Origin of the sequence: Paracoccus sp. T5, from assembly GCF_048538155.2 — a bacterium.
Lineage (GTDB): Bacteria > Pseudomonadota > Alphaproteobacteria > Rhodobacterales > Rhodobacteraceae > Paracoccus.
The window spans coordinates 1,431,595-1,455,891 of sequence record NZ_CM135809.1 but is presented as its reverse complement, the minus strand read 5'-3'; the positions used below and the strand labels follow the sequence as shown (position 1 = coordinate 1,455,891).

25 protein-coding genes are annotated in these 24,297 nt (G+C 68.1%); 13 read left to right on the top strand and 12 right to left on the bottom strand.

Annotated features, from left to right (window positions below; translation table 11 throughout):
* The first annotated feature begins 28 nt into the window (after positions 1-28).
* Positions 29-310: a DUF4177 domain-containing protein gene (locus ACNR9W_RS07185; RefSeq protein ID WP_419268170.1), complete on the top strand. Its 282-nt coding sequence runs from the start codon at positions 29-31 to the stop codon at positions 308-310.
* Between the two features lie 3 nt (positions 311-313).
* Here the strand turns inward: ACNR9W_RS07185 and ACNR9W_RS07180 are convergent, their stop codons facing one another.
* The 4 genes from ACNR9W_RS07180 to recA all read right to left on the bottom strand — a co-directional run bounded on the left by ACNR9W_RS07180 (position 314) and on the right by recA (position 5,387).
* Positions 314-1,108, bottom strand: coding sequence for a class II glutamine amidotransferase (locus tag ACNR9W_RS07180; protein WP_419268169.1), 795 nt, complete (start codon positions 1,106-1,108; stop codon positions 314-316).
* Between the two features lie 60 nt (positions 1,109-1,168).
* A complete protein-coding gene (locus ACNR9W_RS07175) occupies positions 1,169-1,468 on the bottom strand; it encodes a DUF1330 domain-containing protein (RefSeq protein WP_419268168.1) in 300 nt (99 codons plus the stop codon).
* Positions 1,465-4,122 carry an alanine--tRNA ligase gene (alaS, locus tag ACNR9W_RS07170; protein ID WP_419268167.1) on the bottom strand — a complete coding sequence of 886 codons (2,658 nt, stop codon included), beginning with the start codon at positions 4,120-4,122 and terminating at the stop codon, positions 1,465-1,467. Before alaS ends, ACNR9W_RS07175 begins: the two co-directional genes overlap by 4 nt.
* A 191-nt stretch (positions 4,123-4,313) precedes the next feature.
* Complete coding sequence (recA, locus tag ACNR9W_RS07165) at positions 4,314-5,387, bottom strand: recombinase RecA (protein ID WP_419268166.1); 1,074 nt, start codon at positions 5,385-5,387, stop codon at positions 4,314-4,316.
* 241 nt (positions 5,388-5,628) lie between these two features.
* Here recA and ACNR9W_RS07160 point away from each other — a divergent pair, with 241 nt between their 5' ends.
* On the top strand, positions 5,629-6,213 hold the full coding sequence (locus ACNR9W_RS07160; RefSeq protein ID WP_419268165.1) for a hypothetical protein: 585 nt from the start codon (positions 5,629-5,631) through the stop codon (positions 6,211-6,213).
* A 15-nt stretch (positions 6,214-6,228) separates the two neighbouring features.
* Here ACNR9W_RS07160 and ACNR9W_RS07155 read toward each other — a convergent pair whose 3' ends face one another.
* The 5 genes from ACNR9W_RS07155 to ACNR9W_RS07135 all read right to left on the bottom strand — a co-directional run bounded on the left by ACNR9W_RS07155 (position 6,229) and on the right by ACNR9W_RS07135 (position 13,252).
* On the bottom strand, positions 6,229-8,343 hold the full coding sequence (locus tag ACNR9W_RS07155) for an ATP-binding protein (protein WP_419268164.1): 2,115 nt from the start codon (positions 8,341-8,343) through the stop codon (positions 6,229-6,231).
* Positions 8,344-8,404: 61 nt separating this feature from the next.
* Complete coding sequence (locus ACNR9W_RS07150) at positions 8,405-9,565, bottom strand: RsmB/NOP family class I SAM-dependent RNA methyltransferase (protein ID WP_419268163.1); 1,161 nt, start codon at positions 9,563-9,565, stop codon at positions 8,405-8,407.
* 110 nt (positions 9,566-9,675) lie between these two features.
* On the bottom strand, positions 9,676-9,984 hold the full coding sequence (locus ACNR9W_RS07145; RefSeq protein WP_419268162.1) for a hypothetical protein: 309 nt from the start codon (positions 9,982-9,984) through the stop codon (positions 9,676-9,678).
* Complete coding sequence (gene ctaD / locus ACNR9W_RS07140) at positions 9,984-12,530, bottom strand: cytochrome c oxidase subunit I (protein WP_419268161.1); 2,547 nt, start codon at positions 12,528-12,530, stop codon at positions 9,984-9,986. Before ctaD ends, ACNR9W_RS07145 begins: the two co-directional genes overlap by 1 nt.
* Positions 12,527-13,252 (bottom strand): cytochrome c oxidase subunit II, encoded by a 726-nt coding sequence (locus ACNR9W_RS07135; RefSeq protein ID WP_419268160.1) that lies wholly within the window; start codon positions 13,250-13,252, stop codon positions 12,527-12,529. The genes ctaD and ACNR9W_RS07135 overlap by 4 nt, the downstream gene beginning before the upstream one ends.
* A gap of 81 nt (positions 13,253-13,333) precedes the next feature.
* Here ACNR9W_RS07135 and ACNR9W_RS07130 point away from each other — a divergent pair, with 81 nt between their 5' ends.
* Positions 13,334-13,819 (top strand): DUF2231 domain-containing protein, encoded by a 486-nt coding sequence (locus ACNR9W_RS07130; protein WP_419268159.1) that lies wholly within the window; start codon positions 13,334-13,336, stop codon positions 13,817-13,819.
* Between the two features lie 11 nt (positions 13,820-13,830).
* Here ACNR9W_RS07130 and ACNR9W_RS07125 read toward each other — a convergent pair whose 3' ends face one another.
* Positions 13,831-14,343 carry a CopD family protein gene (locus ACNR9W_RS07125; RefSeq protein WP_419268158.1) on the bottom strand — a complete coding sequence of 171 codons (513 nt, stop codon included), beginning with the start codon at positions 14,341-14,343 and terminating at the stop codon, positions 13,831-13,833.
* A complete protein-coding gene (locus ACNR9W_RS07120; RefSeq protein WP_419268157.1) occupies positions 14,340-15,068 on the bottom strand; it encodes a cytochrome c oxidase assembly protein in 729 nt (242 codons plus the stop codon). The genes ACNR9W_RS07125 and ACNR9W_RS07120 overlap by 4 nt, the downstream gene beginning before the upstream one ends.
* A gap of 416 nt (positions 15,069-15,484) precedes the next feature.
* Here ACNR9W_RS07120 and ACNR9W_RS07115 point away from each other — a divergent pair, with 416 nt between their 5' ends.
* From ACNR9W_RS07115 to ACNR9W_RS07080, 8 genes are read left to right on the top strand one after another with little or no spacing between them, the layout of a single operon-like run.
* Positions 15,485-15,790: a BufA1 family periplasmic bufferin-type metallophore gene (locus ACNR9W_RS07115; protein WP_419268156.1), complete on the top strand. Its 306-nt coding sequence runs from the start codon at positions 15,485-15,487 to the stop codon at positions 15,788-15,790.
* A gap of 50 nt (positions 15,791-15,840) precedes the next feature.
* Positions 15,841-16,689 (top strand): MNIO family bufferin maturase, encoded by an 849-nt coding sequence (gene bufB / locus ACNR9W_RS07110; RefSeq protein WP_419268155.1) that lies wholly within the window; start codon positions 15,841-15,843, stop codon positions 16,687-16,689.
* Positions 16,679-17,431 (top strand): HvfC/BufC N-terminal domain-containing protein, encoded by a 753-nt coding sequence (locus ACNR9W_RS07105; protein ID WP_419268154.1) that lies wholly within the window; start codon positions 16,679-16,681, stop codon positions 17,429-17,431. Before bufB ends, ACNR9W_RS07105 begins: the two co-directional genes overlap by 11 nt.
* Positions 17,428-17,862: a DoxX family protein gene (locus ACNR9W_RS07100; protein ID WP_419268153.1), complete on the top strand. Its 435-nt coding sequence runs from the start codon at positions 17,428-17,430 to the stop codon at positions 17,860-17,862. The genes ACNR9W_RS07105 and ACNR9W_RS07100 overlap by 4 nt, the downstream gene beginning before the upstream one ends.
* Position 17,863: 1 nt before the next feature.
* Positions 17,864-18,571 carry a cytochrome c biogenesis CcdA family protein gene (locus tag ACNR9W_RS07095; RefSeq protein ID WP_419268152.1) on the top strand — a complete coding sequence of 236 codons (708 nt, stop codon included), beginning with the start codon at positions 17,864-17,866 and terminating at the stop codon, positions 18,569-18,571.
* A gap of 14 nt (positions 18,572-18,585) precedes the next feature.
* Positions 18,586-18,996: a thioredoxin family protein gene (locus ACNR9W_RS07090; protein ID WP_419268151.1), complete on the top strand. Its 411-nt coding sequence runs from the start codon at positions 18,586-18,588 to the stop codon at positions 18,994-18,996.
* Positions 18,993-19,628 carry a sigma-70 family RNA polymerase sigma factor gene (locus ACNR9W_RS07085; RefSeq protein ID WP_419268150.1) on the top strand — a complete coding sequence of 212 codons (636 nt, stop codon included), beginning with the start codon at positions 18,993-18,995 and terminating at the stop codon, positions 19,626-19,628. Before ACNR9W_RS07090 ends, ACNR9W_RS07085 begins: the two co-directional genes overlap by 4 nt.
* Positions 19,625-20,266 carry an NrsF family protein gene (locus tag ACNR9W_RS07080; protein WP_419268149.1) on the top strand — a complete coding sequence of 214 codons (642 nt, stop codon included), beginning with the start codon at positions 19,625-19,627 and terminating at the stop codon, positions 20,264-20,266. The genes ACNR9W_RS07085 and ACNR9W_RS07080 overlap by 4 nt, the downstream gene beginning before the upstream one ends.
* A gap of 121 nt (positions 20,267-20,387) precedes the next feature.
* Here the strand turns inward: ACNR9W_RS07080 and guaB are convergent, their stop codons facing one another.
* Positions 20,388-21,836, bottom strand: a complete 1,449-nt coding sequence (gene guaB / locus ACNR9W_RS07075; RefSeq protein WP_419268148.1) for an IMP dehydrogenase — start codon at positions 21,834-21,836, stop codon at positions 20,388-20,390.
* A gap of 213 nt (positions 21,837-22,049) precedes the next feature.
* Between guaB and ACNR9W_RS07070 the strand changes: the two genes are divergently transcribed.
* Entirely contained in the window at positions 22,050-23,222 is a 1,173-nt protein-coding gene (locus tag ACNR9W_RS07070) for an OmpP1/FadL family transporter (protein WP_419268147.1), read from the top strand.
* Positions 23,223-23,430: 208 nt separating this feature from the next.
* The gene (locus tag ACNR9W_RS07065; RefSeq protein WP_419268146.1) at positions 23,431-24,294 is read left to right on the top strand and encodes an ATPase; all 864 of its coding nucleotides are present in this window, start codon (positions 23,431-23,433) and stop codon (positions 24,292-24,294) included.
* Positions 24,295-24,297 lie beyond the last annotated feature (3 nt).

Here is a 24,297-nt window from a genome sequence, read left to right as displayed (position 1 = left end):
CGGGCCCGACCGCAGGATCCAGACGGCCATGGCAGACCAGGGTTTCGACTATATCGCGATTGCCGCCCCCACGCGCGGCGACAAGGGCAAGGATGCCAAGACGCCGACCGAGCGCTATGCCGCGACCCTGACCGCCGAACTGAACCGGATGGCGGCAGATGGCTGGGAATACCTGCGCGCCGATGTCCTTCCGAGCGAGGAGCGCAGCGGCCTGACCGGGCGCAGCACCGTCTATCACAACCTGCTGGTCTTTCGCCGGGCAAAGGTTGCTGCGGGTCCGACTGCTGCAGGGGCGGCCCCAGTGGTCTGACCTTCAGGCTGCCGCGCTGAGGGAGACCGGGCGGAAATCCGTGATCTGGACCTTCTGACCGTCGAACGTGCAGAAGCTGCCGGCGGGAACCTCCTGCCAGTCGGCCTCGTCCGTTTCCAAGGGTTCCGAAACCACGGCCCAGCCCTGCCGCGTGTCCGACCAGCGGTAGTAGAGCGAGGGCGCGTGGTCGTCGCTGCTGTAGCGCAGCACATGGAGGCGCTGCCCATCCGACAGCGCGCAGGCCGCCCGCACATGCGGCGCCTCGCCCCGCAGGCGGGCCAAGGCCGTCAGCTGGCCCAAGGCCCGCTCCATGGCACCCTTGGGATCATGGTCCAGCCCCTCGCCCAAGGCGACCAGGAACAGCGCCTCACTGTCGGTGGCGCCCTTGCGATGGGGATAGAACTCGTCCCGGATCAGCACGTCGGCATGGCGGCGGAACCCATCATAGCCGCCGAACTGGCCGTTGTGCATGAAGGACCAGCGCCCGGCCGTGAAGGGATGGCAGTTGTTGCGGCTGGTCGCGGTGCCGGTCGAGGCGCGGACATGGGCCAGAAACAGGCCGGAGCGCACCTGCGCCACCAGGCTGCGCAGGTTCGGGTCGGACCAGGCCGGCATGACGTCGCGATAAAGACCTGGCTCGGGCCGTTCGCCGTACCAGGCGATGCCGAAGCCGTCGGCATTGACCGGCGTCAGGCAGCGCATCGCGCCCTGGCTCTGCCGGATCAGCGAATGGGCCGGACGGCTGACGATGTCTTCCAGAAAGATCGGTGCGCCCAGATAGGCGGCCCAGCGACACATGCCCTGCCCCTTCGTGCCTGATTTGTAACAGATCTAGCATGAAGGTATGAAATAATCACCCTATGCGGAAGGCGGTGGCGTTTCTTCAACGATCACGAGATCGCGTTCGCTTGCGCCTTTGGCATGGGCAAGGGCGGCCTGGTATTCGCTGCTGTGATAACAGGCAACCGCCGCTTCCAGGCTGGGAAAGCGCGCCACGACGTTGCGCGCCCGGTCATTGCCCTCAAGTTGGTGATAGCGGCCGCCGCGCGCCAGGAAGACGCCGCCATGCGCGGCAATGGCCGGCCCTGCCTCCTTGGCATAGCGGCCATAGGCCTCGGCGTCGGTGACGGTGACATGGGCGATCCACAGGGCGGTCATGCGCTTTCCTCGATCAGTTTGCGGGCTTCGGCAAAGGCCGCATCCGCGGCCTTCAGGCTGGGCGCGCCACCCTGAGCGCGGTCGGGACGGCCCCCGCCGCCCTTGCCGCCCAAGGCCGCCGTGGCCGCCTGGACCAGCGCCACGGCACTGACGCGGCCGGTCAGGTCCGGGGTCACGCCGGCCGCGACGGTCGCCTTGCCCTCGGCCTCGGCCAGGACCAGCACGACGCCGCTGCCCAGCTGCGCCTTCATCTCGTCCACCAAGGCGCCCAGTTCCTTGCCGCCGACACCCTCGACCTTGCGGCCGATGAACTTCAGCCCGCCAACATCCTGCGCCTCGGAGCCGCCACCGCCGCCCATGGCCAGCTGACGCTTGAGCTGCGCAACCTCGTTGGCCAGCGCCTTGCGTTCGTCGGCCAGCGCACGCACGCGGTTCACCACCTCGGCCGATTGTGACTTGAGGATGCCCGCGATCTCGGTCAGGCGGCGGTCGGCATCGCGCAGGTGGTCCAGCGCGGCCTGGCCCGTCAGCGCCTCGATCCGCCGGACGCCCGCGCTGGAGGCACTATCGCCCAGCAGCGCGAAGGCGCCGATATCGCCGGTGCGGGCCACATGGGTGCCGCCGCACAGTTCCAGCGAATAGGTGCCGCCGTCGCTGCCCTTGCCGCTGCCGGTCAGCTGGCCCATCGAGACGACGCGAACCTCGTCGCCGTACTTCTCGCCAAACAGGGCCTGCGCCCCCAGGCCGCGCGCCTCGTCCGGGGTCATGATCCGGGTGTCCACAGGGCTGTTCTGGCGGATGAACTCGTTCACCTCCGCCTCGATCTGCCCCAGTTCCTCGGCCGTGACGGCGTGGTTGTGGCTGAAGTCAAAGCGCAGACGGTCGGGCGCGTTCAGGCTGCCGCGCTGCGCAACGTGATCGCCAAGCGCGCGCCGCAGCGCCTCGTGCAGCAGGTGCGTGGCCGAGTGGTTCGCCCGGATCGCGCCGCGGCGATGGTGATCGACGCTCAGCGTGGCGCCCTGGCCGCGCGCGATGGTGCCCATCGTGACCTCGGCCTGGTGGATGAAGACGCCGGCCACCTTGCGGGTGTCGGTGACGCGGGCCGCGCCGGTTTCGGTCTTGATTAACCCGGTATCGCCGACCTGGCCGCCGCTTTCGGCATAGAAGGGCGACTGGTTCACCACGATGGCGACCTTGGTCCCCTCGCCCGCCTCGGCCGTGTCGGACCCGTCGATCACCAGCGCGGTGATCTGGCCCTCGGCCTCCTCGGTGTCATAGCCCAGGAACTCGGTCGCCCCGTGCTTTTCGGCCAGCTCGAACCAGATGGTCGCATCAGCCGCCTCGCCCGAGCCGGACCAGGCCGCCCGCGCCATGCGCTTTTGCTCGGCCATGGCCGCGTCAAAGCCCTCGACCTCGACCGCACGACCCTTTTCGCGCAGCGCGTCCTGGGTCAGGTCGAGCGGGAAGCCGTAGGTGTCGTAGAGCTTGAAGGCCGCCTCGCCCGGCAGGTCGGCACCCTCGGGCAGGCGCGACAGCTCGTCGTCCAGCAGACGCAGGCCACGATCCAGCGTCTGGCGGAACCGCGTCTCCTCGGAGCGCAGCGTTTCCTCGATCATGGCCTGGGCACGGCTCAGTTCCGGATAGGCGGCACCCATCTGGCGCACCAGCGCGGGGACCAGCTTGTGCATGACCGGATCCTGCGCACCCAGCATGTGGGCATGGCGCATCGCGCGGCGCATGATCCGGCGCAGCACATAGCCGCGCCCCTCATTGCTGGGCATCACCCCGTCCGCAATCAGGAAGCTGGTCGAGCGCAGATGATCGGCGATCACCCGGTGATGGACCTTGCCCGGCCCGTCGGGGTCCGCGCTGGTCGCATGGGCGCTGGCCTCGATCAGCGAGCGCATCAGGTCGGTGTCATAGTTGTCGTGCTTGCCCTGAAGCAGTGCGCCGATCCGCTCCAGCCCCATGCCGGTGTCGATCGACTGCATGTCCAGCGCGCGCATGGACCCGTCCTCGAACTGCTCGTTCTGCATGAAGACCAGGTTCCAGATCTCGATGAAGCGGTCGCCATCCTCATCCGCCGAACCCGGAGGGCCGCCCCAGATCTTGTCGCCGTGGTCGAAGAAGATCTCGGTGCAGGGGCCGCAGGGACCGGTCGGGCCCATCTGCCAGAAGTTGTCGCTGGTCGGGATGCGGATGATCCGGTCGTCGGTCAGGCCCGCGACCTTCTTCCAGATCTGCGCGGCTTCGTCGTCGGTGTGGTAGACGGTCACCAGCAGCCGGTCCCTTGGGATGCCGAATTCCTTCGTCAGCAGCTCCCAAGCATAGGGGATGGCCTGTTCCTTGAAATAGTCGCCAAAGCTGAAGTTGCCCAGCATCTCGAAGAAGGTGTGGTGGCGCGCGGTATAGCCCACGTTGTCCAGGTCGTTGTGCTTGCCGCCGGCGCGCACGCATTTCTGGGCGGTGGTGGCGCGCTTGTAGTCGCGGGTCTCGACGCCGGTGAACAGGTTCTTGAACTGCACCATGCCCGAGTTCGCGAACATCAGCGTCGGGTCGTTGCGGGGGACCAGCGGGCTGCTGTCCACCACGCGGTGCCCGTTCTTTTCGAAATAGCCAAGGAAAGTCGAGCGGATGTCATTCAGACTGGGCATGGCGGGCCTTCATCGCAAATCGGTTCTGCTGTCTCCGGCCGTGCCGGGTCGGTGCATGGTCTATCCCTGCCGGGCTTTGCTGTCCAGCAACACCCCTCGCGGGGCGTCAACTTGCGCAGCCTGGCCGCGCATGAAGAAGGGGCGCGAAGGCATGGCCCCCGCGCCCCGATCTGTCAGGCAGTCGTTCCAGATCAGTCCTCGGTCAGCGCATCATCGGTGCTGTTGCCGTCGAAGCCGAATTCCAGGCCGTGGCTGGCGCGGATCTTGTCCTCGATCGCATAGGCCACCTCGGGACGGTCGCGCAGGAACTGCTTGGCATTTTCGCGGCCCTGGCCGATGCGCTCATCGCCATAGGAATACCAGGCGCCCGACTTCTCGACCACGCCGGCCTTGACGCCCAGGTCGATCAGTTCGCCGACCTTGCTGATGCCTTCGCCATACATGATGTCGAATTCCACCTGCCGGAAGGGCGGCGCGACCTTGTTCTTGACGACCTTCACGCGCGTCGTGTTGCCCGTCACCTCATCGCGGTCCTTGACCGAGCCGGTGCGGCGGATGTCGAGCCGCACCGAGGCATAGAATTTCAGCGCGTTGCCGCCCGTGGTGGTTTCGGGGCTGCCGAACATGACGCCGATCTTCATGCGGATCTGGTTGATGAAGATCACCATGCAGTTCGAACGCCCGATGCTGGCGGTCAGCTTGCGCATGGCCTGGCTCATCAGGCGGGCCTGGCTGCCCATCTGCATGTCGCCCATGTCGCCCTCGATCTCGGACTTTGGCGTCAGCGCCGCCACTGAGTCGACCACGACCAGGCTGACCGCGCCCGAGCGCACCAGCGTATCGACGATCTCCAGCGCCTGTTCGCCCGTGTCGGGCTGGCTGATCAGCAGCTCATCGAGGTTCACGCCCAGCTTCTTGGCGTATTGCGGATCCAGCGCGTGTTCGGCGTCCACGAAGGCGCAGATCCCGCCCTTTTTCTGCTCCTCGGCCACGACATGCAGCGTCAGCGTCGTCTTGCCCGAGCTCTCGGGGCCAAAGATCTCGATGATTCGACCCTTCGGCAGGCCGCCGATGCCAAGGGCGATGTCCAGCCCCAGCGATCCGGTCGAGGTCGCCTCGATCTCGGCGATGGGGCTGTCCTTGCCCAGCTTCATGATAGAGCCCTTGCCGAACTGGCGTTCGATCTGGGCCAGGGCACTGTCCAGGGCCTTCTGCTTGTCCGCGCTGCGTTTGTCAGTCATGTCGAAGATGCTCGCCTGTGCCATGTGGTTCCCCATGTTATTTCACAGCCCTCCGGGCGGGGCAATCAATTCGGCCGACCGGATGTTCACGTCCTGTTCGCATAGATGTGCCATAGCCACGCGGATTTCAAGACATCGTGGTGAATTGCCTAACCCTATCGAACTCAGCATGCCGGCAAAGCGGTTAACAAAGCGTTTACAGTGGCTGGCGGGGCAGCTATCCACCGCGGGTCTGGGAAAATGAAACAGATCAAAGGCGGCGGGGATGCTGATTTTCTGGGAACAACGTCTTGTCTTCCTGGCGACCCCCAAGGCCGGGTCCAGCGCGATCGAGATGGCGCTGGAATCGCTGGCGGCCGTGTCGCTGCAACGGCCTGCGGAGGTGAAGCACACCAGCATCTCGACCTTCCGACGCCACCTGGGGCCCTGGCTCAAGGCGCAAACGGGGGCAGACTTCACCACCGTCGCCCTGATGCGCGAGCCGGTGGACTGGCTGCGCAGCTGGTACCGTTTCAAGCTGCGCGACGATCAGGACGATCCGCAGCACGCGATGGAAGGCGTCCTCTTTGCCGACTTCGCCGCAAGCTATGCGCGCGAGGGCGGTCCTGGCCAGCTGGGGATCGGCAGCCAGAGCGCGTTCCTGACCGACGATGCGGGATCGGTCGACCGGATCTTTCCCTATGAGCGCATCCAGGACTTCGTGGATTTTCTGGAAGGCCGCCTTGACTGCGCGATCGAACTGCCCCGCATCAACGTCCCGCCCAGTGTCGACGTCCATCTGGACCCGGTCGCCGAACAGGGGCTGCGGACCGCCATGGCCCGTGACTTGGAACTGTACCAGTCGATCTGAGGGAGGACGGGCGGCCTAGTGCAGCCGGCCGCCTGTGGGGCGCGCCAGCTGCGCCTCGACCAGCTGGGTCAGCTCGGTCAGCGTGAAGGGCTTGGCGAGGAAGACCGCGTCGGGCACCGGCACCTGCCCTTCCACAAAGATGTCCTCGGTATAGCCTGACATGAAGATGACGCTTGCCGAGGGCAGCAGCTTGCGCGCCTCGCGTACCCATGCCGGCCCGTCCAGGCCCGGCATGACCACGTCGGTGACAAAGATGTCCACCTGCCGGTTTCCGTTCTGAAGCAGCTCGAGCGCCGCCTCTCCCGATGCGGCCTCCAGCACGTCATAGCCCTTGAGCTTCAGCGCACGCGAGGCGAAGGCGCGGACCGGGGCCTCGTCCTCGACCAGAAGGACGGTCGCGCGCGGCCCGGTCTGCAGCTGGGGCGCCGCGCGGCTGGCAGGCATCGGCAACGGCGTCACATTGGCCACCGGCCCCGCATGGGCCGGGAAATAGAGCGAAAAGCATGTCCCTTGCCCCTGCGTGCTGTCGCAGAAGATATAGCCGCCGGTCTGCTTGACGATCCCATAGGCGGTCGACAGACCCAGACCCGTGCCTTCGCCCGTGCGCTTGGTGGTGAAGAACGGCTCGAAAATCTTGTCGAGATGATCGGGCGCGATGCCGCAGCCCTGGTCGCTGACCGTGATGCGGACATAGTCGCCCGTCGGCAGGGTCGCGCGGTCCCGCACCAGGGGCGCCGACAGCCGAAGATTCTCGGTGCGGACGGTGATGTCGCCTCCGCCGGGCATGGCGTCCCGGGCATTCACGACGAGGTTCATGATAACCTGCTCCAGTTGGCGCTTGTCGGCGCGGATGGCGCTCAGCGCGGGGTCATAGGTGATGGTCAGGCCGACGCGTTCGCCAACCAGCCTGTTCAGCAGATGGGTCAGGTCGGCCAGCGTGTCGCGAAGGTCCAGCGTCTCCAGCTTCAGCGTCTGCTTGCGCGAGAAGGCCAGAAGCTGTCCGACCAGGGCCGCCGCGCGGTTGGCGTTCTGGCTGATCTGGTCCAGGTCCGCATAATCGGGATCGCCCTTGTCGCGCCGAAGCATCAGCAGATCGCAGTGTCCGCTGATTGCGGTCAGAAGATTGTTGAAATCATGGGCAACGCCGCCGGCCAGCTGGCCGATGGCCTGCATCTTCTGGCTCTGAACGAATTGCGCCTCGAGGGTCTTCAGCGCACTGGCATCCGACAGGACCGCGATCAGCTGGTGAGGATCGCCCGGATCCCGCGCGACCGACAGCTGATAGTGGCGGTCCCGCAGGTCGCTGACGCGGCTGTCGGGGTGGCGCAGGCGCAGGACCTCGGTCTGGTTCAGGGCCCGCCCTGCGGCGATGTCGGAGAGCCAGTTTGTCAGCGACCGCCCTGGCCCTTCCAGCAGCGAGGACAGAGTTTGGCCACTGTCATCGGGCGCCACCATGCCCTCAAGCAGCGCCCGCGCGTGGCCGTTCGCGCGCAGGATCGCGCCATCCATCCCAAGGCGCAGCAGCGCGACCGGGATCGCCTCGAAATCGTCGGCGGGCGGGCCGTCGTTCATCGCCAGCGCGATCTCGAAACTGTCGAGAACAGCACCGGCGCGATGAAAGGCCCAGATGTGCAGCGGCGCGTCCGGCATGCAGCTGAGGGACAGCATGTCGCCGTCGGGAAGTTCCAGCTCGGCATTGCCGAGGCGCATCGCCCGCAGCGTCAGGTCCGCGGCCCCGCTTGGCGCGTCTGCCCTGAGGCGGGCCATCAGGCTGAGGATCGACCGTCCCGTCAGATCCTCGAACTTCTGCAGGGAGGCGGCGTTCTGGTAGAGTACCTGCCCATCCGCATCACAGAGCCACACCGGGTCGGAGGCCGCCGCGACCTCTCCCTTGATCGAGCCGAGCGCGCGGCGGGCCGCCAGGCCGCGCGCGAAATGCGACAGCGCGACCGCACCGCCCAGCAGGTACCAGGCGACCGCAACGGTCGAAAGGATCACCGCCGCGCGCCCGGTCGCGGCTGCGGGGGCCACGATCAGGATAGACGCGCCCAGGACCATCGGTGCCAGCAGCAGCGGCAGCGCCGCCAGGGCGCCCCGCGGCAGTCCCGCCTGTTCGTCCAGATGCGCCATGCGAATCGTCCCCCTGCCGTGCCACAGGTCCTGCGATAGCGCGGGAGGGATTAAATTTGCGTTAACCGCTCTGCGCCTCCGCGCGCAGCAGGGCCATGTAGAAGCCGTCGCTCGCCTCCAGCGGCGTCCAGAGGTTCCTCTCGACCAGGGTGAAATGCGGATGGCGCTGGCAGAAGGCTGCGATCTGGTCGTCGTTCTCGGCCGAAAGGACCGAGCAGGTCATATAGGCCAGGTGCCCGCCCGGACGCAGCAGCGGCACCACCTGGTCCAGGATCTGGCCCTGCACGGCCAGCAGTTCCGACAGCTGGGCCGGGGTCAGGCGCCACTTGGCATCGGGGGTCCGCCGCCAGGTTCCCGACCCCGAACAGGGCACATCCGTCACGACCAGGTCGAAGCTGCCGGCAGGCCGTGCGTCGATCGCGATGCGCAGACCTGCCCGGGCCGCGCGCGCCGGCAGGTCGGCCATGCGCGGGGCCGAGCGGTCATGCGCGACGACCCTGGCATTTGGCTGTCGGGATGCCAAGGCCAGTGCCTTGCCGCCACCGCCGGCGCAGAAATCCAGAACGCGGTCGCCCTCCGACAGCGGCAGCCGGGCGCAGGCCAGTTGCGGCGACAGGTCCTGAAGCTCGACCAGCCCGTCGCGATAGGCGGCAGACCGGGCCACGGCGCGTTCATTGGCGGTGACGCAAAGCGCCGAGGGCAAGGCGGGCCAAGGCTGCGTCTGGATGCCGGCCGCCTGAAGGGCGGCGGCAGCGGCCCGGGGATCGGTGCGCGACAGGTTCACGCGCAGCCAGACCGGGGCACGGGCCGTCATGGCTTGGGCCACGGTGGGGGCGTCATCCCCAAGGGCCTGGTGCCAGGCCGGACGCAGCCAGTCGGGCAGATCATCGGGCAACGTCTGCGGCGGAACATGAGCGTCCTCTGCCGCCGTCAGGGGCGCCGGAGCATGGCCTTCTCCGGTGAACAGCTGCGAAAGCCTCAGGCCCTGCGCCCTTGCATGGCCGATCATCAGCCCGCGTCCGGACAGACCGCCGCCCAAGGCCGCCAGGCTGTCACGTTGCCGCAGCGCCCCGAAGACGAGATCGCGCAGCGCCGCGCGGTCGCCCGAGCCCGCAAAGCGGCTGGCCCGCGACCATCGCAGCAGCGCCTGTTCGGCGGGCGCGCCAACCAGGATGTCGTCCAGCACACCGATGGCGGCTGCGATGCGGGCGGCGGGGGTCACCGGGCGGGCCCGGCAGGGGAACAGGAGGTGGACATGCGACGGGCCTTTCCGGCGGCCCTGACCGGGCCCTTGGGCGCCGGACTAGCACGGCGCGGACCGTACGCTCAATCTCAGAAGCAGGTCGAGGTCGCGATCACCGGGAACAGCGTGAAGGTGCTGGCGACGAGGCCGATCCAGGATCCCGCGACGACGACCCTGCGGGCGCGCCCCGATCCGGTGGGCAGGATCACCACCAGCACGACATGCAGCGCAAGGCCCGCCAGCCAGACCGCCCACATCGCCGCGTGATGCAGATCGGTGAAGAAGACCGGATGGTCGGTCCAGCCCAGGCTGCACCCGGTCCCGTGCAGCGCATAGACCAGCACGAAAAGCGCCGACCAGAGGATCGGCCCGGCCAAGGCCCGCGCCAGCCAGCCCATCACAGCACCTCCTGCGCCAGGATCAGCGCCATCGAGGCCGCCGAGGTGCCCAGCCAGAACAGCTGAAACAGCTGCCAGGGCGGGATCGCGCCGCGCCGCTGCACCCCGATCCGACCGCTGCGGGCGTCCGCGTCGGCCCGCAGCGCCAGCATCAGCGCGATGACGCCATGGACCATGGCAAACCCCAGCGTCGCGCCCCGCAGGGCGTCGCGGGCATGGCGGGTCGGATCGTCGAGGCCGAAGGCGATGCCGCCCAGCAGGAGAAGCGCGCCTGCAGAGGACAAAAGCCCGATCCGCGTCCAAAGCGCGGCGCCCGTGGCCCGGCGCGCCTCGGCCACCCAAGCGGCCAATGCGCCCAAGGCCATCAGCGCCAGCGCGCCCCCCGACATCACCAGCATCGGCCAGGTCGCGATGGCGCTTGCGGGTGCGGGCCAGTTCGGGGCCACGACGGTCAGGAAGCCCACCCCGAACAGCAGGGAGCCGTAGAGCGTCGCATCCGCCACCAGCAGCGCCACGACCCCGGTATAGCCAAGCGTGTTGCGCACCTGCCAGTGCAGCGGCAGCTGCAGGCCCGGGGCGACATCGACCGGCGCATGGTCGCGGTCAGTGCCCATGATCGCGCCCCATTTCCACGCGACGACCAGCGTGGCCAGGATGCCCAGGGGCGCCAGCCAGTAGAAGCCCGCCAGCATCATCGCGAAAAAGCTGCCGATCGCGGCAGAGGTAGCCACCGGCAGCGCGGTGTTGCTGGCCAGGACCGCCACGTGCTGGGGCCGGCCGCTGCCGGGCTCGACAACCAGCGTCTCGCGCCAGCCGCGCGGCGCGCCGGGCAGCAGCCCCTCGCCCCGCGCCAAGGGCAGCATGGCGCCGGCATCGGGCTGTCGCGGTCCGGGCAGCGAGGCGAAGTTGTAGGAGGGCGCCGGCATCGGCATCGCCCATTCAAGCGACGGCGCCTGCCACGGGTTGCGCCAGCTGCGCCGCCCGAACATCCACTGCATGAACAGGTCGAAGGCGAACAGCGCGAAACCCGCCGACTGGATCATCCCGAAGATGGACGAGATCAGGTTCAGCCATTCCCATTCCGGATTGCCCGGATAGACGCCGACACGCCGGGGCATCCCCAGAAGGCCGGTCAGGTGCATGATGAAGAAGGTGCCGTGGAAACCGATGAAGATCAGCCAGAAGGCGGCCTCGCCCAGGCCCCTGACGCGCCAGCGCCCGCAGATCAGCGGCATCCAGTAACTGACCGCCGCCAGCATCGGAAAGACGAAGCCGCCGATCAGCACGTAATGCAGGTGGGCCACCACGAAATGCGTGTCATGCGCCTGCCAGTTGAAGGGCACCATGGCCAGCATGACCCCCGTCAGCCCGCCCATCACGAAGGTCGCGAAGAAGCCGATGATGTAAAGCATGGGCAGGCGGAACTGGACGCGGCCCTCCCACATGGTGCCGATCCAGGCAAAGACCTGCACCGCCGTCGGCACCGCCACCAGCGCGGACGCCGCCGAGAAAAATGCCAGCGCCATGTGCGGGATGCCCACCGTGAACATGTGATGCACCCAGAGGCCGAAGGACAGGAAGACCAGCCCGATCACGGCCGCGACCAGAGCCCCGTATCCCAGGATGGGGGTGCGACTGAGCACCGGAATGATGGTCGACAATGCGCCCGCCGCCGGCAGGAAGATGATATAGACCTCGGGGTGGCCGAACAGCCAGAACAGGTGCTGCCACAGCATGGGCGAGCCGCCCCGCGCCACGTCGAAGAAGGGCCAGTCAAAGGCGCGCTGCACCTCCAGCAGGATCGAGCCCAGGATCAGCGGAGGAAACCCCACCAGCATCATCACGGAGGTGCCCAGCAGGTACCAGCCCATCAGCGGCATCCGGGTCAGGGGCATGTCGGCGGCGCGGCAGCGCAGGATGGTCACGGTGATCTCGACGGCCGCGGCCATGGCCGAGATCTCGACGAAGGTAACACCCAGCAGCCAGACATCGGCGTTGATGCCGGGGGAATAGGTCTTGTCGGTCAGCGGCACATACATGAACCAGCCGCCGTCGGGCGCCACCCCGAACAGCAGCGACAGCACGATCACCGTGCCGCCAAAGAGATAGCAGAAATAGCCGAGCGCACTGAGCCGGGGAAAGGCCATGTCCCGCGCGCCCAGGATCTTGGGCAGAAGCCACAGCGCCAGCCCCTCCAGCAGGGGGATCGCGAACAGGAACATCATGATGCTGCCATGCATCGTGAAGATCTGGTTGTAGAGGTCATTGTCCAGGAAGGCGCCATTCCGCGTCGCCAGCTGCGCGCGAATCAGCATGGCCAGAACGCCGCCGATGGCGAAGAAGACAAAGGCCGTCGCCATGAATCGCAGGCCGATCGTGCCGTGGTTGACCGAGGTGAAGAAGCCGCGCCAGCCCGGCAGGTCGGCCCAGACCCGGTCCAGTTCGCGGTGCAGGCCCAAGGCACGCTGCGGCGGGTTGGAGGCGATGTCGGCCAGGGCGTCGGCGGTGGTCTCCCCTTGTCCCGAGGTCAGGCTGGCATCGGTCATGGGCGGGCTTCCTCGGCGGACGGATCGGTGACGGGGGTGCCCGACAGGGGCGGTTCGCGTGTCAGCTGCGGGTCGCTGACGAAATCGGGCATGGGCCCGGCCGGATCATAGGCGACCACCTCGAACCGCATGAAGGGGTGGCCGCGGCCGCAGAATTCGGCGCATTGGCCCTCGTATCGGCCGGGGGTCGCGGCCATCAGACGGTGCAGGTTGGGGTGGCCGGGGATCGCGTCCATCTTGCCGCCCAGCTGCGGCACCCAGAAGCCGTGGATTACGTCGGTCGAGGTGATCACGACGTCGAAGGGCCGGCCGGCGGGGACATAGAGGACACCCCGGGTCGCGACCGGCTGGCCATCCGGACCCGGCTGCACGAAGTCCCACATCCATTGCGAGGCCTGCGCCCGCACGGTCAGGGTGTCATCGTCGCGGGCCAGCATCCGCTCTCCCGTCCACAGGGCAAAGCCCAGCAGCAGGGTCAGCCCGGTCAGCGTGAAGCCCAGGCCCCAGCCATAGATCCACCGCCGTTCCGACCTTTCGGGATCCCCGCCCGGCGTGTTGCGCAAAAGCGCCAGCGACAGCAGGACCATCACCAGCGCGGTGATCAGGCCGGCGCCGATCAGCATGACCCACCACAGTCGGGCGATCTCGGAGGCGATGGGACCGGCGGGCGACAGCGTGCTCAGCGGCCCATCGCAACCCGCCAGCAGCGGAACCGCCAGCAAAGCGGCGGGCTTGTACCTGAATGCGCGAACCAGAAGGGCCCCCCCATGCGACAGAAGTATTCGTGGAAGCAACGCCGCCGCTTGACGGACCCGATCGAGGAGCACATCGCCTTTGACCAGACCGAAAGCAAGATCGCCCTTGCCGGTCACCCGCTGCACGCGATGATGGTGGCCTTTCCCATCGCGCTGGCATTCTCGGTCTTTGGCGCGGATGCGTTCTACTGGCTGACCGGGGACGAGTTCTGGCCGCGGGTCGCCCTGTGGGCCGCGGGCTTCGCGTTCGGCATGGGGGTTCTGGCCGGCGTGACCGGCACGTTCGAGCTGCTGATGGTGTCGGGCATCCGCATCCGCAGCGCCAGCTGGACGCATTTCGTGCTGGCCGTCATGCTGCTGTCGGTGCTGGGCCTGAACTGGGGCTTTCGCCTTGGCGATCCGGTGGGGGCGGTGCTGCCCTGGGGCGCATTCATCTCGGCCCTGGGGGCGGGTATGACCGGCATCACCGGCTGGCACGGCGGCAAGCTGGTCTTCGACTATCAGATCGGGACGCATCAGGGAAAGCAGGACTGAGGGCGGGTTCATCATGCCTCTCCCCAGTGCATCTGACCCCAGGGCTCCAGCATGAAGTCCGGCAACCAGTCCGCCACGCCCGACAGATCGGGCTTGGCCAGGACCAGCCACAGCACCCCGATGATCAGCGGCAGCGCCATTCCCAGCGCGATCAAGGGCGAGGGCAAGCGGCTGGTACCCCGTTGTTCGGCTGAACTCAGGATAAAATGGCCGATCCAGGCATGGACCAGCGCCATTCCGGACACGAGGGCAAGCTTGGCTGCGAACCACAGGTCGAAGACCCCCGCCGCAAAGATCAGCCCGGTCCCCGAGGCGATGGCGATGACCGCCGCGGGCGTGGCAAAGCCCACATAGCCGTAATGGGTGATCAGACGGAATTCGGCATAACGCGCCTGCAATTGCGCCCCACCCCGGTCCCGCCGCCAGGCGCCCCCATAGAGGCTCAGCAACAGCGGCAGCGCGATCAGCCCCGCGCACCAGCACAGCATCGCCGCCAAATGGACGAACTTCAGCGACGCGATCATGCGGCAAACCCGCGCTGCCAGCCGCGCCGCAGCATCAGGAAGGCCAGCGCCGCTAGCGGCAGGAAGCCCGGCACCCACATGATCAGCCCGGCCAGCTGCTGGTCCGCCAGCGCCGGCAGGCCCCAGCGCGCAGCGCCGTCGACATGCTGAATGTAGAGAACGCCCGGCGCGAAGGTCAGCGCGGCGCCGACCAGGCCCATGATCCCGGCCAGCCCGCCCACGAACAGGGCCCGGCGCAGGGCCGCCTCGGCCGTGATGCCGGGGCTGAGGACGCCCGACCAGAAGATCCAGGCTGGCACCAGCATGGCCGCCTGCATGATCCAATAGAAACCGTCCGAGGCCCATATGGCCCAATAAACCGTCGGCAGGTGCCAGGCGATGATCGCGGCAGACAGGGCCGCAAGCGACAGGCTGACCGGCAGGCGCGGCAGCAGGGGCAGAGCGACAGCCAGCGCCGGCGCGGCGACCGTGGTCAGCAGCACGTGATGCGCCGCCCGCGCCGAAAACAGCGCCACCGTCAGCGCGCAGAGGGGCGAGACGAAGGCCACCACCAGCGCCAGCAATGCCAGCGCAGCGCCGCCCCTGCCCTGGCGCCCGGCTGCGCGCCACAGCAGAACCGAAAAGGCGGCCAGCCCCACCAGCAGAAGCAGGTCGAGGTTCCAGGCCTGCCACAGCTGTCCGGGCGCGGGCGCGGGGCCGCAATAGGGCATCGGCGCGTCGTTCATGTCGGTATCTTTTGTCCCTGTCCTTCGGCGCCACGGCTGGCCGCTGTGGCTCGGGATGTAACCGGCGGTTCAGCCTTGGGTTCCCTTGGGCTGCCGTACGCGCGGCGCGATCGGCCCCCTGCGGCGTTGTCAGTCGGATGCCTCCTGTCGGCTGTGGCTCCAACAACCGGCGACTGGCGTCAACCCTGCAGATCACCGGGATGCGATCTCGGTTGCTTAGGGTGTCCCGCAATGCGCATGGCCGCAGGGGCACTGCCGGACCTTGCTGCTTCCCAAATCCGTCCCCGGAGCCGCGCGCCCAGCGCGCATCCACTGCACCTAAAAAAAATCCCGCGCAGCCTGTAACAAAACAGGCGCCCGCTGCGACTTGCATGAGGAAGGGCGCTTCGGCCTTTCCGACAACAGGGGAGATCAACATGACCGCAACCTCGTCCCGCCTTGCCTTGGGCGCCTCGCTGGCCTGCGCCTTGGGCGCAATGGCCGCCACCGCCGTCCAGGCGCAGGAGATGGAAAAATGCTACGGCGTCTCGATGGCCGGGCAGAACGACTGCGCGGCCGGACCGGGCACGACCTGCGCGGGGAGCTCGACCATGGATTACCAGGGCAATGCCTGGACGCTGGTCCCGGCAGGCACCTGCCAGTCGATGGAACTGCCCGCCGCTGCGGATGGCAGCGCGCGCGAAGGTTCCCTTGAACCGCTGGAGCGTGACATCCCGGCATGAGCCGGCCGGGTGCGGCCCGGGGCCGCGCCCGCCTTTCCCTGGAGGACGCCATGACTGATCTGCCCCTGGGAGCCGGCGTCGGCTTCAAGCCCGAACATTTCGCCGCCATTCGCAGCGGCGCCCGCGGCATCTCGTTCTTCGAGGTCCATGCCGAGAACTATCTGGGCGCGGGCGGGCCGCCCCATGCGCAGCTGACCGCACTGCGGGCAGATCACGCGCTGTCCGTCCACGGCGTGGGCCTGTCGATCGGCGGTGCGCGCGGGCTGGACAAGGGGCACCTGGCCCGGCTGCGCGAGCTTTGCGACCGGTATCAACCCGAGAGCTTTTCCGAGCATCTGGCCTGGTCCAGCCACGGCGACCATTACCTGAACGACCTGCTGCCCCTGCCCTACACCGCCGAGACGCTGGCGCTGGTCTGCGATCATGTCGACCAAGTCCAGGCCGCCCTGGGGCGCCGGATGCTGTTGGAGAACCCGGCAACCTACGTGACCTTCGCCCAGTCCCAGATGCCCGAGACCGAGTTCCTGGCGCAGGTGGTCGCCCGCACCGGCTGCGGCCTGCTGCTGGACATCAACAATGTCTTCGTCTCCTGCACCAATCACCGCATCGACCCGCGCGGCTATCTTGCAGACTATCCCATGGCGGCGGTCGGGGAGATCCACCTGGGCGGCCACGAGGCCGAGGACCTGCCATCGGGGCCGCTGCTGATCGACAGCCACGGGGCTGCCGTGGCGGATCCGGTCTGGACCCTCTATGCAGAGGTGATCGCCCGGATCGGGCCAAGGCCGACGCTGGTCGAATGGGACAACGACCTGCCCGAATGGCCGGTCCTGGCAGCCGAGGCCACCCGGACCGCCCGGCTGCTGGCGGGGATCGGAGTGCCGGCCCATGCATGCTGAGTTCCTTACCCGCTTTCAGCACGCCCTTGGGGGCAGCGAACTGCCGCCGGGCGTGACCGCATGCGACCCTGCGGAAACACCGCGACGCTTTGCGGTCTATCGCAACAATGTCGTCGTCAGCCTGTCGGAGGCCCTGGCGCGCCGCTTTCCGGTCATCCGGCAACTGGTGGGCGAGGATTTCTTTCGCGCCCTTGCCCGCGCCTTCATCGATCGGGATCCCCCGCGCTCGCCCGTGCTGGCCGAATGGGGTGCTGCATTCCCCGATTTCCTGGCGCGTTTCCCGCCTTTGGCAGGCTGGTCCTATATGGCCGATGTAGCGCGGATCGAATTCGCGCGCGGCCTGGCCTATCACGCTGCGGACATGCCGCCCCTGGATGCGGCCGATCCGGCCTCTGCCGATCCCGAACAGCTGATCCTGCGCCTGCATCCTTCGGTCATGGTGATGCGCCTTGGACATCCTGCGGTGGCGATCTGGGCGCGCCACCAGCCGCAGGCACGGTCCCTGCCCCTGCCAAGCGGGCCCCAGACCGCGCTGATCCTGCGCGACATGTCCCATGCCGTGCCGGTCGAGGCGATCGGCCCTGGCGACGCGGCACTGGTCGAAGGGATGCTGGCAGGCCGCAGGCTTGGTGCCGCCGCGCAGGCAGCGCTGCGGGTCCAGCCCGATCACGATCCACAGCCGCGCCTTGTCAGCCTGATGCGCGCAGGCGTCATCGTCGGGATCAAGGAGGTGGCGCCGTGATCAACCGCCTCAATACCCTCGCCTCGCGCATCCCGGTCGATCTGGTGGCGCTGATGCTGCGGATCTTTCCGGCCATCGTCTTCTGGCAATCGGGCCGCACCAAGGTCGACGGCTTCTCGATCAAGGACAGCACCTGGTTCCTGTTCCAGCATGAATACGCCCTGCCGATCATCCCCGCCCCTTGGGCTGCGGTGATGGCGACGCTGGCGGAACACGCGCTGCCGGTGCTGATGGTGCTGGGCCTGATGACGCGGCTGTCGGCCCTGGGACTTCTGGGGATGACCGCGGTGATCCAGATCTTTGTCTATCCCGACGCCTGGGTGACGCACGGGCTCTGGGCCGCGGCGCTGCTGGCGGTGGCGGCGCTGGGGCCGGGGCGGATCTCGCTGGATCACCTGCTGGGGCTCGACCGTCCCGCGGGCTTGCGCTGAGATGGAGCTTGCCTTCGCATATGTCGCGGGCCTCCTGACGCTGATCAACCCCTGCGTCCTGCCGGTCCTGCCGATCGTCCTGACGGCCAGTATCGGATCAGATCCCCGCGGCCCCCTGGCGCTGGCCGCCGGCATGAGCCTGTCCTTCGTCACCTTGGGCCTGGGCGTCGCGGCGCTTGGGCCGGCCCTGGGCCTTTACCCCGAGGATGTCGGCCGGGTGGCCGCACTGGCCATGGTGGGCTTTGGCGCCGTGATGCTGACACCCGTCCTGAACCGTCGCTTTGCCGCCGCCACGGCCGGGCTTGCAGGCTCGGCGGATGCGATGATGCCGCAGGGGCGCGGCCTCGGTCGCGAATTCCTCGGCGGCACGCTGTTGGGTGCGGTCTGGAGCCCCTGCATCGGTCCCACCCTGGGCGCGGCCATCGCGCTGGCCAGCGCCGGCCAGGACCTGGGACGCGCGGGCGCCATCATGGCCGCCTTCGCCATGGGTGTCTCGACCCTGATCCTGGCCGGCGCCTACGGCCTGCGGGGGTTCCTGCGCCGCAACGCCGCGCGCATGGCCGGCCTTGCCGCCCGGGCGCGCACGGCCCTGGGACTGGCCTTCATCGCCGTGGGGCTTGCCCTGTTCCTGGGCCTGCATCACCGGGCGGAGGCCGCGCTGATCGCCTGGCTGCCGGCCTGGCTCATCGATCTTTCCGTCACCTTCTGAACCACGAGGACATCATGAACCGTCGAACCCTGCTGGTCTCTGCCGCCGCCCTTGCCATTGCCCCCGCGGCTTGGAGCAACGAACGGACCCTTTACGTCCCCGGCATGGCCGAGGAGCTGATGGAGAGGGGCGAGGTCATGCTGCTGGATTTCTGGGCCAGCTGGTGCAGCACCTGCGCGGCGCAGGACCGGGTGATCAGCGCTCTGCGGGCCGAGAATCCCGCCTATGACAAGGCGATCCGCTTCATCACCGTGGATTGGGACGAGCATGGCCGGGGCGAGCTGTCGCGGGCCTTGGCGATCCCGCGCCGGTCGACCCTGGTGGTGCTGGACGGACGCCGCGAGATCGGCCGCATCGTCGCCGGCACCGGCCGGGCCGAGATCAAGGCCCTGCTGGACCAGGGGCTTGCGGCCGCGATGTCATGACACAGGCGCTGGGCCTGACACGTGCGGGGCATTGCCCGGGGCCCATGGGCGGCGCTACCCTGCGCATCGCCGCACGACGACAGGAGGCTGCCCTGAACGCCGATGTCAGCTGGGAGGTATTGCTGGCGCGCGCCAATGACGGCGACGCGGCGGCCTTTCTGTGCTTCCTGACCGAGGTGGTTCCCATGCTGCGCCGCCTGATCCGGGCCCGCGCCGGCGGACTGCCCGCCGATCTTCACGAGGATATCCTGCAGGAGGTCCTGCTGGCCGTCCATCTCAAGCGGCAGAGCTGGCATCCGGGAACGCCGGTGCGGCCCTGGCTTTACGCGGTGGCGCGCCACAAGATCGTCGATGCCTGCCGGCGGCGCGGCCGCGCGATCGAGCTGCCGATCGAGGATGTGGCGGATCTCCTGGTCGCCACGCCCGAGCCCTTGCCCTTGGCGGCCCGGGACGCCCAGCGGATGCTGGGCATGATCGACCCGCGTTCGGCCGCCCTGGTCCGCGCGGTCAAGCTGGAGGGGCAGAGCCCCGAAGAGGCCGCAGCCGGCCTTGGCGTCAGCGCGGGCGCGGTCCGGATCGCGCTGCACCGCGCCCTGAAACGGCTTGCCGCCCTGGCAGAGAGGATGAAATGACGACGCGACCCACCACCGACGCGCTGATCGCGCAACTTGCCACCTGCCCGCCCCCGGCCCGGCTCTCGGCGCCCGGCGCCGCGGCCCGGCTCTTCGGCACGGTCGCCCTGGTCGTCGGTCTCTTCCTGTGGCTGGCGGGGCCGCGTGCCGACCTGGCCCATGCGCTTGGGCGGCCCGAGGTTCTCCTGAAGCTGGTGCTGCCCTTGGGGCTTGCCCTTCCGGCGCTGCTCCTGGCGCTGCGCTCGGCGCGTCCCGGCGCCAGGGTGCCGCTCTGGCCGTTGGCCTTTCCGGCCGTGGCGGCCTTGGGGCTCTTCGTCTCCCGCCTGGTCCAGACGCCCGCGGGACTGGTGGGAGCAGAGATCATGGGCAGCAGCGTCCTGGCCTGCCTTCTGTCGATCGGCCTGCTGGCGGCGCCTGCGACGATTTTGGGACTGGTGCTGTTCCGGCGTGGCGCGACCCTGCGGCCCGGACTGACGGGCGGGCTTGTGGGCCTTGCAGCCTCGGGAGGGGCGGCCGCGGGATATGCGCTCTACTGCACCGAGGACTCGCCGCTGTTCTTCACCACCTGGTACGGCTTGGCGATCCTCACCGTCGCTGCGGCCGGCGCCCTGCTGGGGGGCCGGATGCTGCGCTGGTAGTGGAAGGCCTGCGGGGCCGCCTGGCTGACCCTTCCTAGTGCAGACCTACCAGCGGCAGAGGCGGCATCGCCCGCAGGATGTGCAATGGCCGCTCGAACCCCTGAGCTGCCAATGTCTCAGGTCACCCCAGCCGGTAGTTCGGGCTTTCGCGCGTGATCTGCACGTCGTGGACGTGGCTTTCCTTCAGCCCCGCCCCGGTGATGCGCACGAACTGGCAGTTCCGGCGCATCTCGGCCACGGTGGCGCAACCCGTATAGCCCATGGCCGCCCGCAGACCGCCGACCAGCTGGTGGATCACCGTGCCCGCCGGGCCCTTATAGGGAACCTGTCCCTCGATCCCCTCGGGGACCAGCTTGTCGGTCGCGGCATCCTTCTGGAAATAGCGGTCGGCCGAGCCGCGGGCCATGGCGCCCAGGCTGCCCATGCCGCGATAGGATTTGAAGCTGCGGCCCTGATACAGGATCATGTCGCCGGGGCTTTCATCCGTTCCGGCGATGGCGCTTCCCACCATGGCGCAGCTGGCGCCCGCGGCGATCGCCTTGGCGAAATCGCCACTGAACTTGATGCCGCCGTCCGCGATGATGGGGATGTCGCCCGCCGCCGAGGCTGCATCCATGATCGCGGTCAGCTGCGGCACGCCCACGCCCGCCACGATCCGCGTGGTGCAGATCGAGCCCGGCCCGATGCCGACCTTGACCGCGTCCGCACCCGCATCGATCAGCGCGCGCGTGGCCTCGGCGGTGGCCACGTTGCCGGCGACGACCTGCACGCTGCCGCCCAGCGCCTTGACCCGCTCGACCGCCTTGGCGACACCGGCCGAATGGCCATGCGCCGTATCGATCACCACCATGTCGACGCCCGCCTCGATCAGCGCCTGGCTGCGCTCGAAGCCCTCGTCGCCAACGGTGGAGGCCGCGGCGACCCGCAGGCGGCCCAGCTCGTCCTTGCAGGCCAGCGGGTTCAGGACGGACTTTTCGGTATCCTTCAGCGTCAGAAGCCCGGTCAGCTTGCCCTGGGCATCGGTCACCAGCAGCTTCTCGATCCGGCGGGACTTCATCAGGCTGATCGCCTCCTCCCGGTCGGCGGGCTCCTGCAGGATCGCCAGATTGTCCGACGACATCATGGCCCGCACCGGGGTCCGGTCATCGCGGGCAAAGCGCATGTCGCGGTTCGTCACGATGCCCACGACGCGGCCTGTCTGGTCCACGACGGGAAAGCCCGTGACGTTGTAGCGCTCCTGCAGCGCCTTGGCATCGGCCAGGGTCTGGTCGGGCGTCAGCGTGATCGGGCTGTAGACGATCCCGCTCTCGAACCGCTTGACGCGACGCACCTCGGCGGCCTGCTGGTCGGCCGTCAGGTTGCGATGGATCACGCCCATCCCGCCCGCCTGCGCCAGGGCGATCGCCATCCGGCTTTCGGTGACGGTGTCCATGGCCGAGGACAGCAGCGGGATGTTCATCCTGATCGCACGGGTGACATAAGTGGTCACATCCGCGGTCGACGGCATCACCGTCGAGGCGGCCGGAACAAGAAGCACATCATCAAAAGTGAGAGCCTCACGAATCTGCATGGGGGTATCCTTGCGGCAACTTCGTTTGGCAGTTTCCCCTTTCACGCATGGCGGGCTTTGTCCAGCCCGAGACTGCGCGTTGCAGGAAGGACACGGACAGAATGACGCAGCGCCACCCGACGCCACGTCAGGTTGCGCCGCTCATTGATTGGTAACCACTGTCGTCTAAGCTGGATCCGGGCCGGAATGCGCGCCCCGAGGGAGGACATAATAATGAAGAAAACGTTGACGGGTGCCGCGGCGTTGATGATGGGGGCCACCCCCCTTTTCGCCGGCGGCATCGAACGCGCGCCCCAGTCGCTGGCTGCGCTTTTCGAAGAAGGCAATTACGTCGAACTGAGCTTTGGTGGCGTTGACCCGACCGTCGAGGGCACGGACGCCCTGGGGTTCCGGACCGGCGACGTGGCGCAGGGTTACGGCTTTGCCGGCCTGGCCTACAAGCACCAGTTCACTGCAAATTTCTCGGCTGCGCTGATCATCGAACAGCCCTTTGGCGCCGACATCCGCTATCCCAGCCAGCCCGGGCTGCTGCCGGACCCGGCGGCCGAAGGCTCGGTGCTGCTGGGCGGCACCTTCGCCCGCGTCGAATCGACCACCTTCACCGCTCTCGGGCGCTACAAGCTCCAGAACAACTTCTCTGTCCATGGCGGGATCAGGGGATCGCGCGCCGAAGCCGCGGTCGGCCTGAACGGCGCGGCCTATGGCCCGGTTGCAGGCTATGACGTCGATCTGGACAGCAGCACCGGCGTGGGCTGGGTCGCCGGCGTGGCCTGGGAACGTCCCGACATCGCGGCGCGTGTCTCGCTGACCTACAATTCCGAGGTCGATCACGACTTCGACACGGTCGAGCGCGGACCGCTGGTCGATCCCGACGGGCCGGGCCCCGTGCCCGCCCTGCCACTGCTGGAGGGCACCTCGACCACCACGGTGTCCACCCCCGAAAGCTGGAACCTGGAATTCCAGACGGGCGTCGCCGCCGACACGCTGGTCTTCGGCTCGATCCGGTGGGTGGAGTGGAGCGCGTTCCGCGTGGACCCGCGGCAGTTCACCACCGTCACGGGCGGCGGTCTTGTCGACCTGGAGGATACCACCACCTACACGCTCGGCGTGGGCCGCCGGTTCAGCGACGCCTGGTCCGCCTCGGCCTCGTTTACCTTCGAAAAGCAGGGCGACGATCTGGTCTCTCCGCTGGCACCCACGAACGGGCGCAAGGGCATCACCCTGGCGGCGATTTATTCCCAAGGGCCGATGAAGATCACGACGGGCATCAACTACACCAAGCTGGGTGATGCCAGCCCCGAAACGGGCACCCCCGACACCGCACGCGCCCGGATGGAAGACGGCGATGCCCTGGGCGTCGGTGTCCGTGTCGGCTACAGCTTCTGACGCACGACCAGACGCTCGGCAAGGAACGGTCCCGCAGCCTCTGCGGGACCGTTTTGCATTTGCCCCTTGGCCTGGAGGACGGCCAGGCAGCGACCACGCCTCCGGCGATCTCCGCCGCCGCATGAAACACCTGCACCCGCCCTGCGGGGCTTTCCAACGCCCGCCGGCAGGATTACCTAGGGGCGCGGCGCAGAAGAGGGACGGCCAGATGATCTATCGCAGCGCGGAGGAATGGCGGGCGGCGCCCTCGAGGCGGGTCGTGCTGTTCGGCATGTCGGGCCTGGGCAAGACCTACCTGGCGACCATGCTGCGCGAGACGGGGGCGTGGTTCCACTACAGCGTCGATTACCGCATCGGCACGCGCTACATGGGCGAATACATCGCCGACAACTTCAAGCGCGAGGCGATGAAGGTCCCCTTCCTGCGCGACCTGCTGATGTCGGACAGCGTCTACATCGCCAGCAACATCACCTTCGACAACCTGGCGCCCCTGTCGACCTATTTAGGCAAGCCAGGCAGCCGCAGCCGGGGCGGCCTGGCCTTTGACGATTACTGCCAGCGCCAGAACCAGCACCGCCGGGCTGAGATCGCGTCGCTGCTGGACACGCGTCATTTCATGGACCGTGCGCAGGACATCTATGGCCTGCCGCATTTCGTCTGCGACAGCGGCGGGTCGATCTGCGAGGTGGTGGACCCCGAGGACCCCCAGGACCCGGTGCTGGCGGCGCTGGAGCGCGACCTGCTGCTGGTCTGGATCAAGGGCAGCGACGCGCACACTGCGGAACTGGTGCGCCGCTTTGATCGTGCGCCAAAGCCGATGTATTATCAGCCGCAGTTCCTGGAACAGGCTTGGGTCGCCTACCGGGTCGAAAAGGGGCTGGAGCCGTCGCAGGTCAATCCCGACGACTTCATCCGCTGGACCTATGCCCGCGCCCTGGCGCACCGGCAGCCCCGCTACGAGGCGATGGCCCGCCGTGGCGTCACCGTCACCGCCGAGGAGGTGTCGCAGATCCGCGGCCCCGACGACTTCACCGACCTGATCGCCCGCGCCATTTCGCGCAAGGACAGCTGACCC

Coding starts and splice junctions, on each gene's coding strand:
- ACNR9W_RS07185 (WP_419268170.1), top strand. CDS start 29: ATGGCAGACCAGGGTTTCGACTATATCGCGATTGCCGCCCCCACGCGC.
- ACNR9W_RS07180 (WP_419268169.1), bottom strand. CDS start 1,108: ATGTGTCGCTGGGCCGCCTATCTGGGCGCACCGATCTTTCTGGAAGAC.
- ACNR9W_RS07175 (WP_419268168.1), bottom strand. CDS start 1,468: ATGACCGCCCTGTGGATCGCCCATGTCACCGTCACCGACGCCGAGGCC.
- alaS (WP_419268167.1), bottom strand. CDS start 4,122: ATGCCCAGTCTGAATGACATCCGCTCGACTTTCCTTGGCTATTTCGAA.
- recA (WP_419268166.1), bottom strand. CDS start 5,387: ATGGCACAGGCGAGCATCTTCGACATGACTGACAAACGCAGCGCGGAC.
- ACNR9W_RS07160 (WP_419268165.1), top strand. CDS start 5,629: ATGCTGATTTTCTGGGAACAACGTCTTGTCTTCCTGGCGACCCCCAAG.
- ACNR9W_RS07155 (WP_419268164.1), bottom strand. CDS start 8,343: ATGGCGCATCTGGACGAACAGGCGGGACTGCCGCGGGGCGCCCTGGCG.
- ACNR9W_RS07145 (WP_419268162.1), bottom strand. CDS start 9,984: ATGGGCTGGCTGGCGCGGGCCTTGGCCGGGCCGATCCTCTGGTCGGCG.
- ctaD (WP_419268161.1), bottom strand. CDS start 12,530: ATGACCGATGCCAGCCTGACCTCGGGACAAGGGGAGACCACCGCCGAC.
- ACNR9W_RS07125 (WP_419268158.1), bottom strand. CDS start 14,343: ATGATCGCGTCGCTGAAGTTCGTCCATTTGGCGGCGATGCTGTGCTGG.
- ACNR9W_RS07120 (WP_419268157.1), bottom strand. CDS start 15,068: ATGAACGACGCGCCGATGCCCTATTGCGGCCCCGCGCCCGCGCCCGGA.
- ACNR9W_RS07115 (WP_419268156.1), top strand. CDS start 15,485: ATGACCGCAACCTCGTCCCGCCTTGCCTTGGGCGCCTCGCTGGCCTGC.
- bufB (WP_419268155.1), top strand. CDS start 15,841: ATGACTGATCTGCCCCTGGGAGCCGGCGTCGGCTTCAAGCCCGAACAT.
- ACNR9W_RS07105 (WP_419268154.1), top strand. CDS start 16,679: ATGCATGCTGAGTTCCTTACCCGCTTTCAGCACGCCCTTGGGGGCAGC.
- ACNR9W_RS07095 (WP_419268152.1), top strand. CDS start 17,864: ATGGAGCTTGCCTTCGCATATGTCGCGGGCCTCCTGACGCTGATCAAC.
- ACNR9W_RS07090 (WP_419268151.1), top strand. CDS start 18,586: ATGAACCGTCGAACCCTGCTGGTCTCTGCCGCCGCCCTTGCCATTGCC.
- ACNR9W_RS07085 (WP_419268150.1), top strand. CDS start 18,993: ATGACACAGGCGCTGGGCCTGACACGTGCGGGGCATTGCCCGGGGCCC.
- ACNR9W_RS07080 (WP_419268149.1), top strand. CDS start 19,625: ATGACGACGCGACCCACCACCGACGCGCTGATCGCGCAACTTGCCACC.
- guaB (WP_419268148.1), bottom strand. CDS start 21,836: ATGCAGATTCGTGAGGCTCTCACTTTTGATGATGTGCTTCTTGTTCCG.
- ACNR9W_RS07070 (WP_419268147.1), top strand. CDS start 22,050: ATGAAGAAAACGTTGACGGGTGCCGCGGCGTTGATGATGGGGGCCACC.
- ACNR9W_RS07065 (WP_419268146.1), top strand. CDS start 23,431: ATGATCTATCGCAGCGCGGAGGAATGGCGGGCGGCGCCCTCGAGGCGG.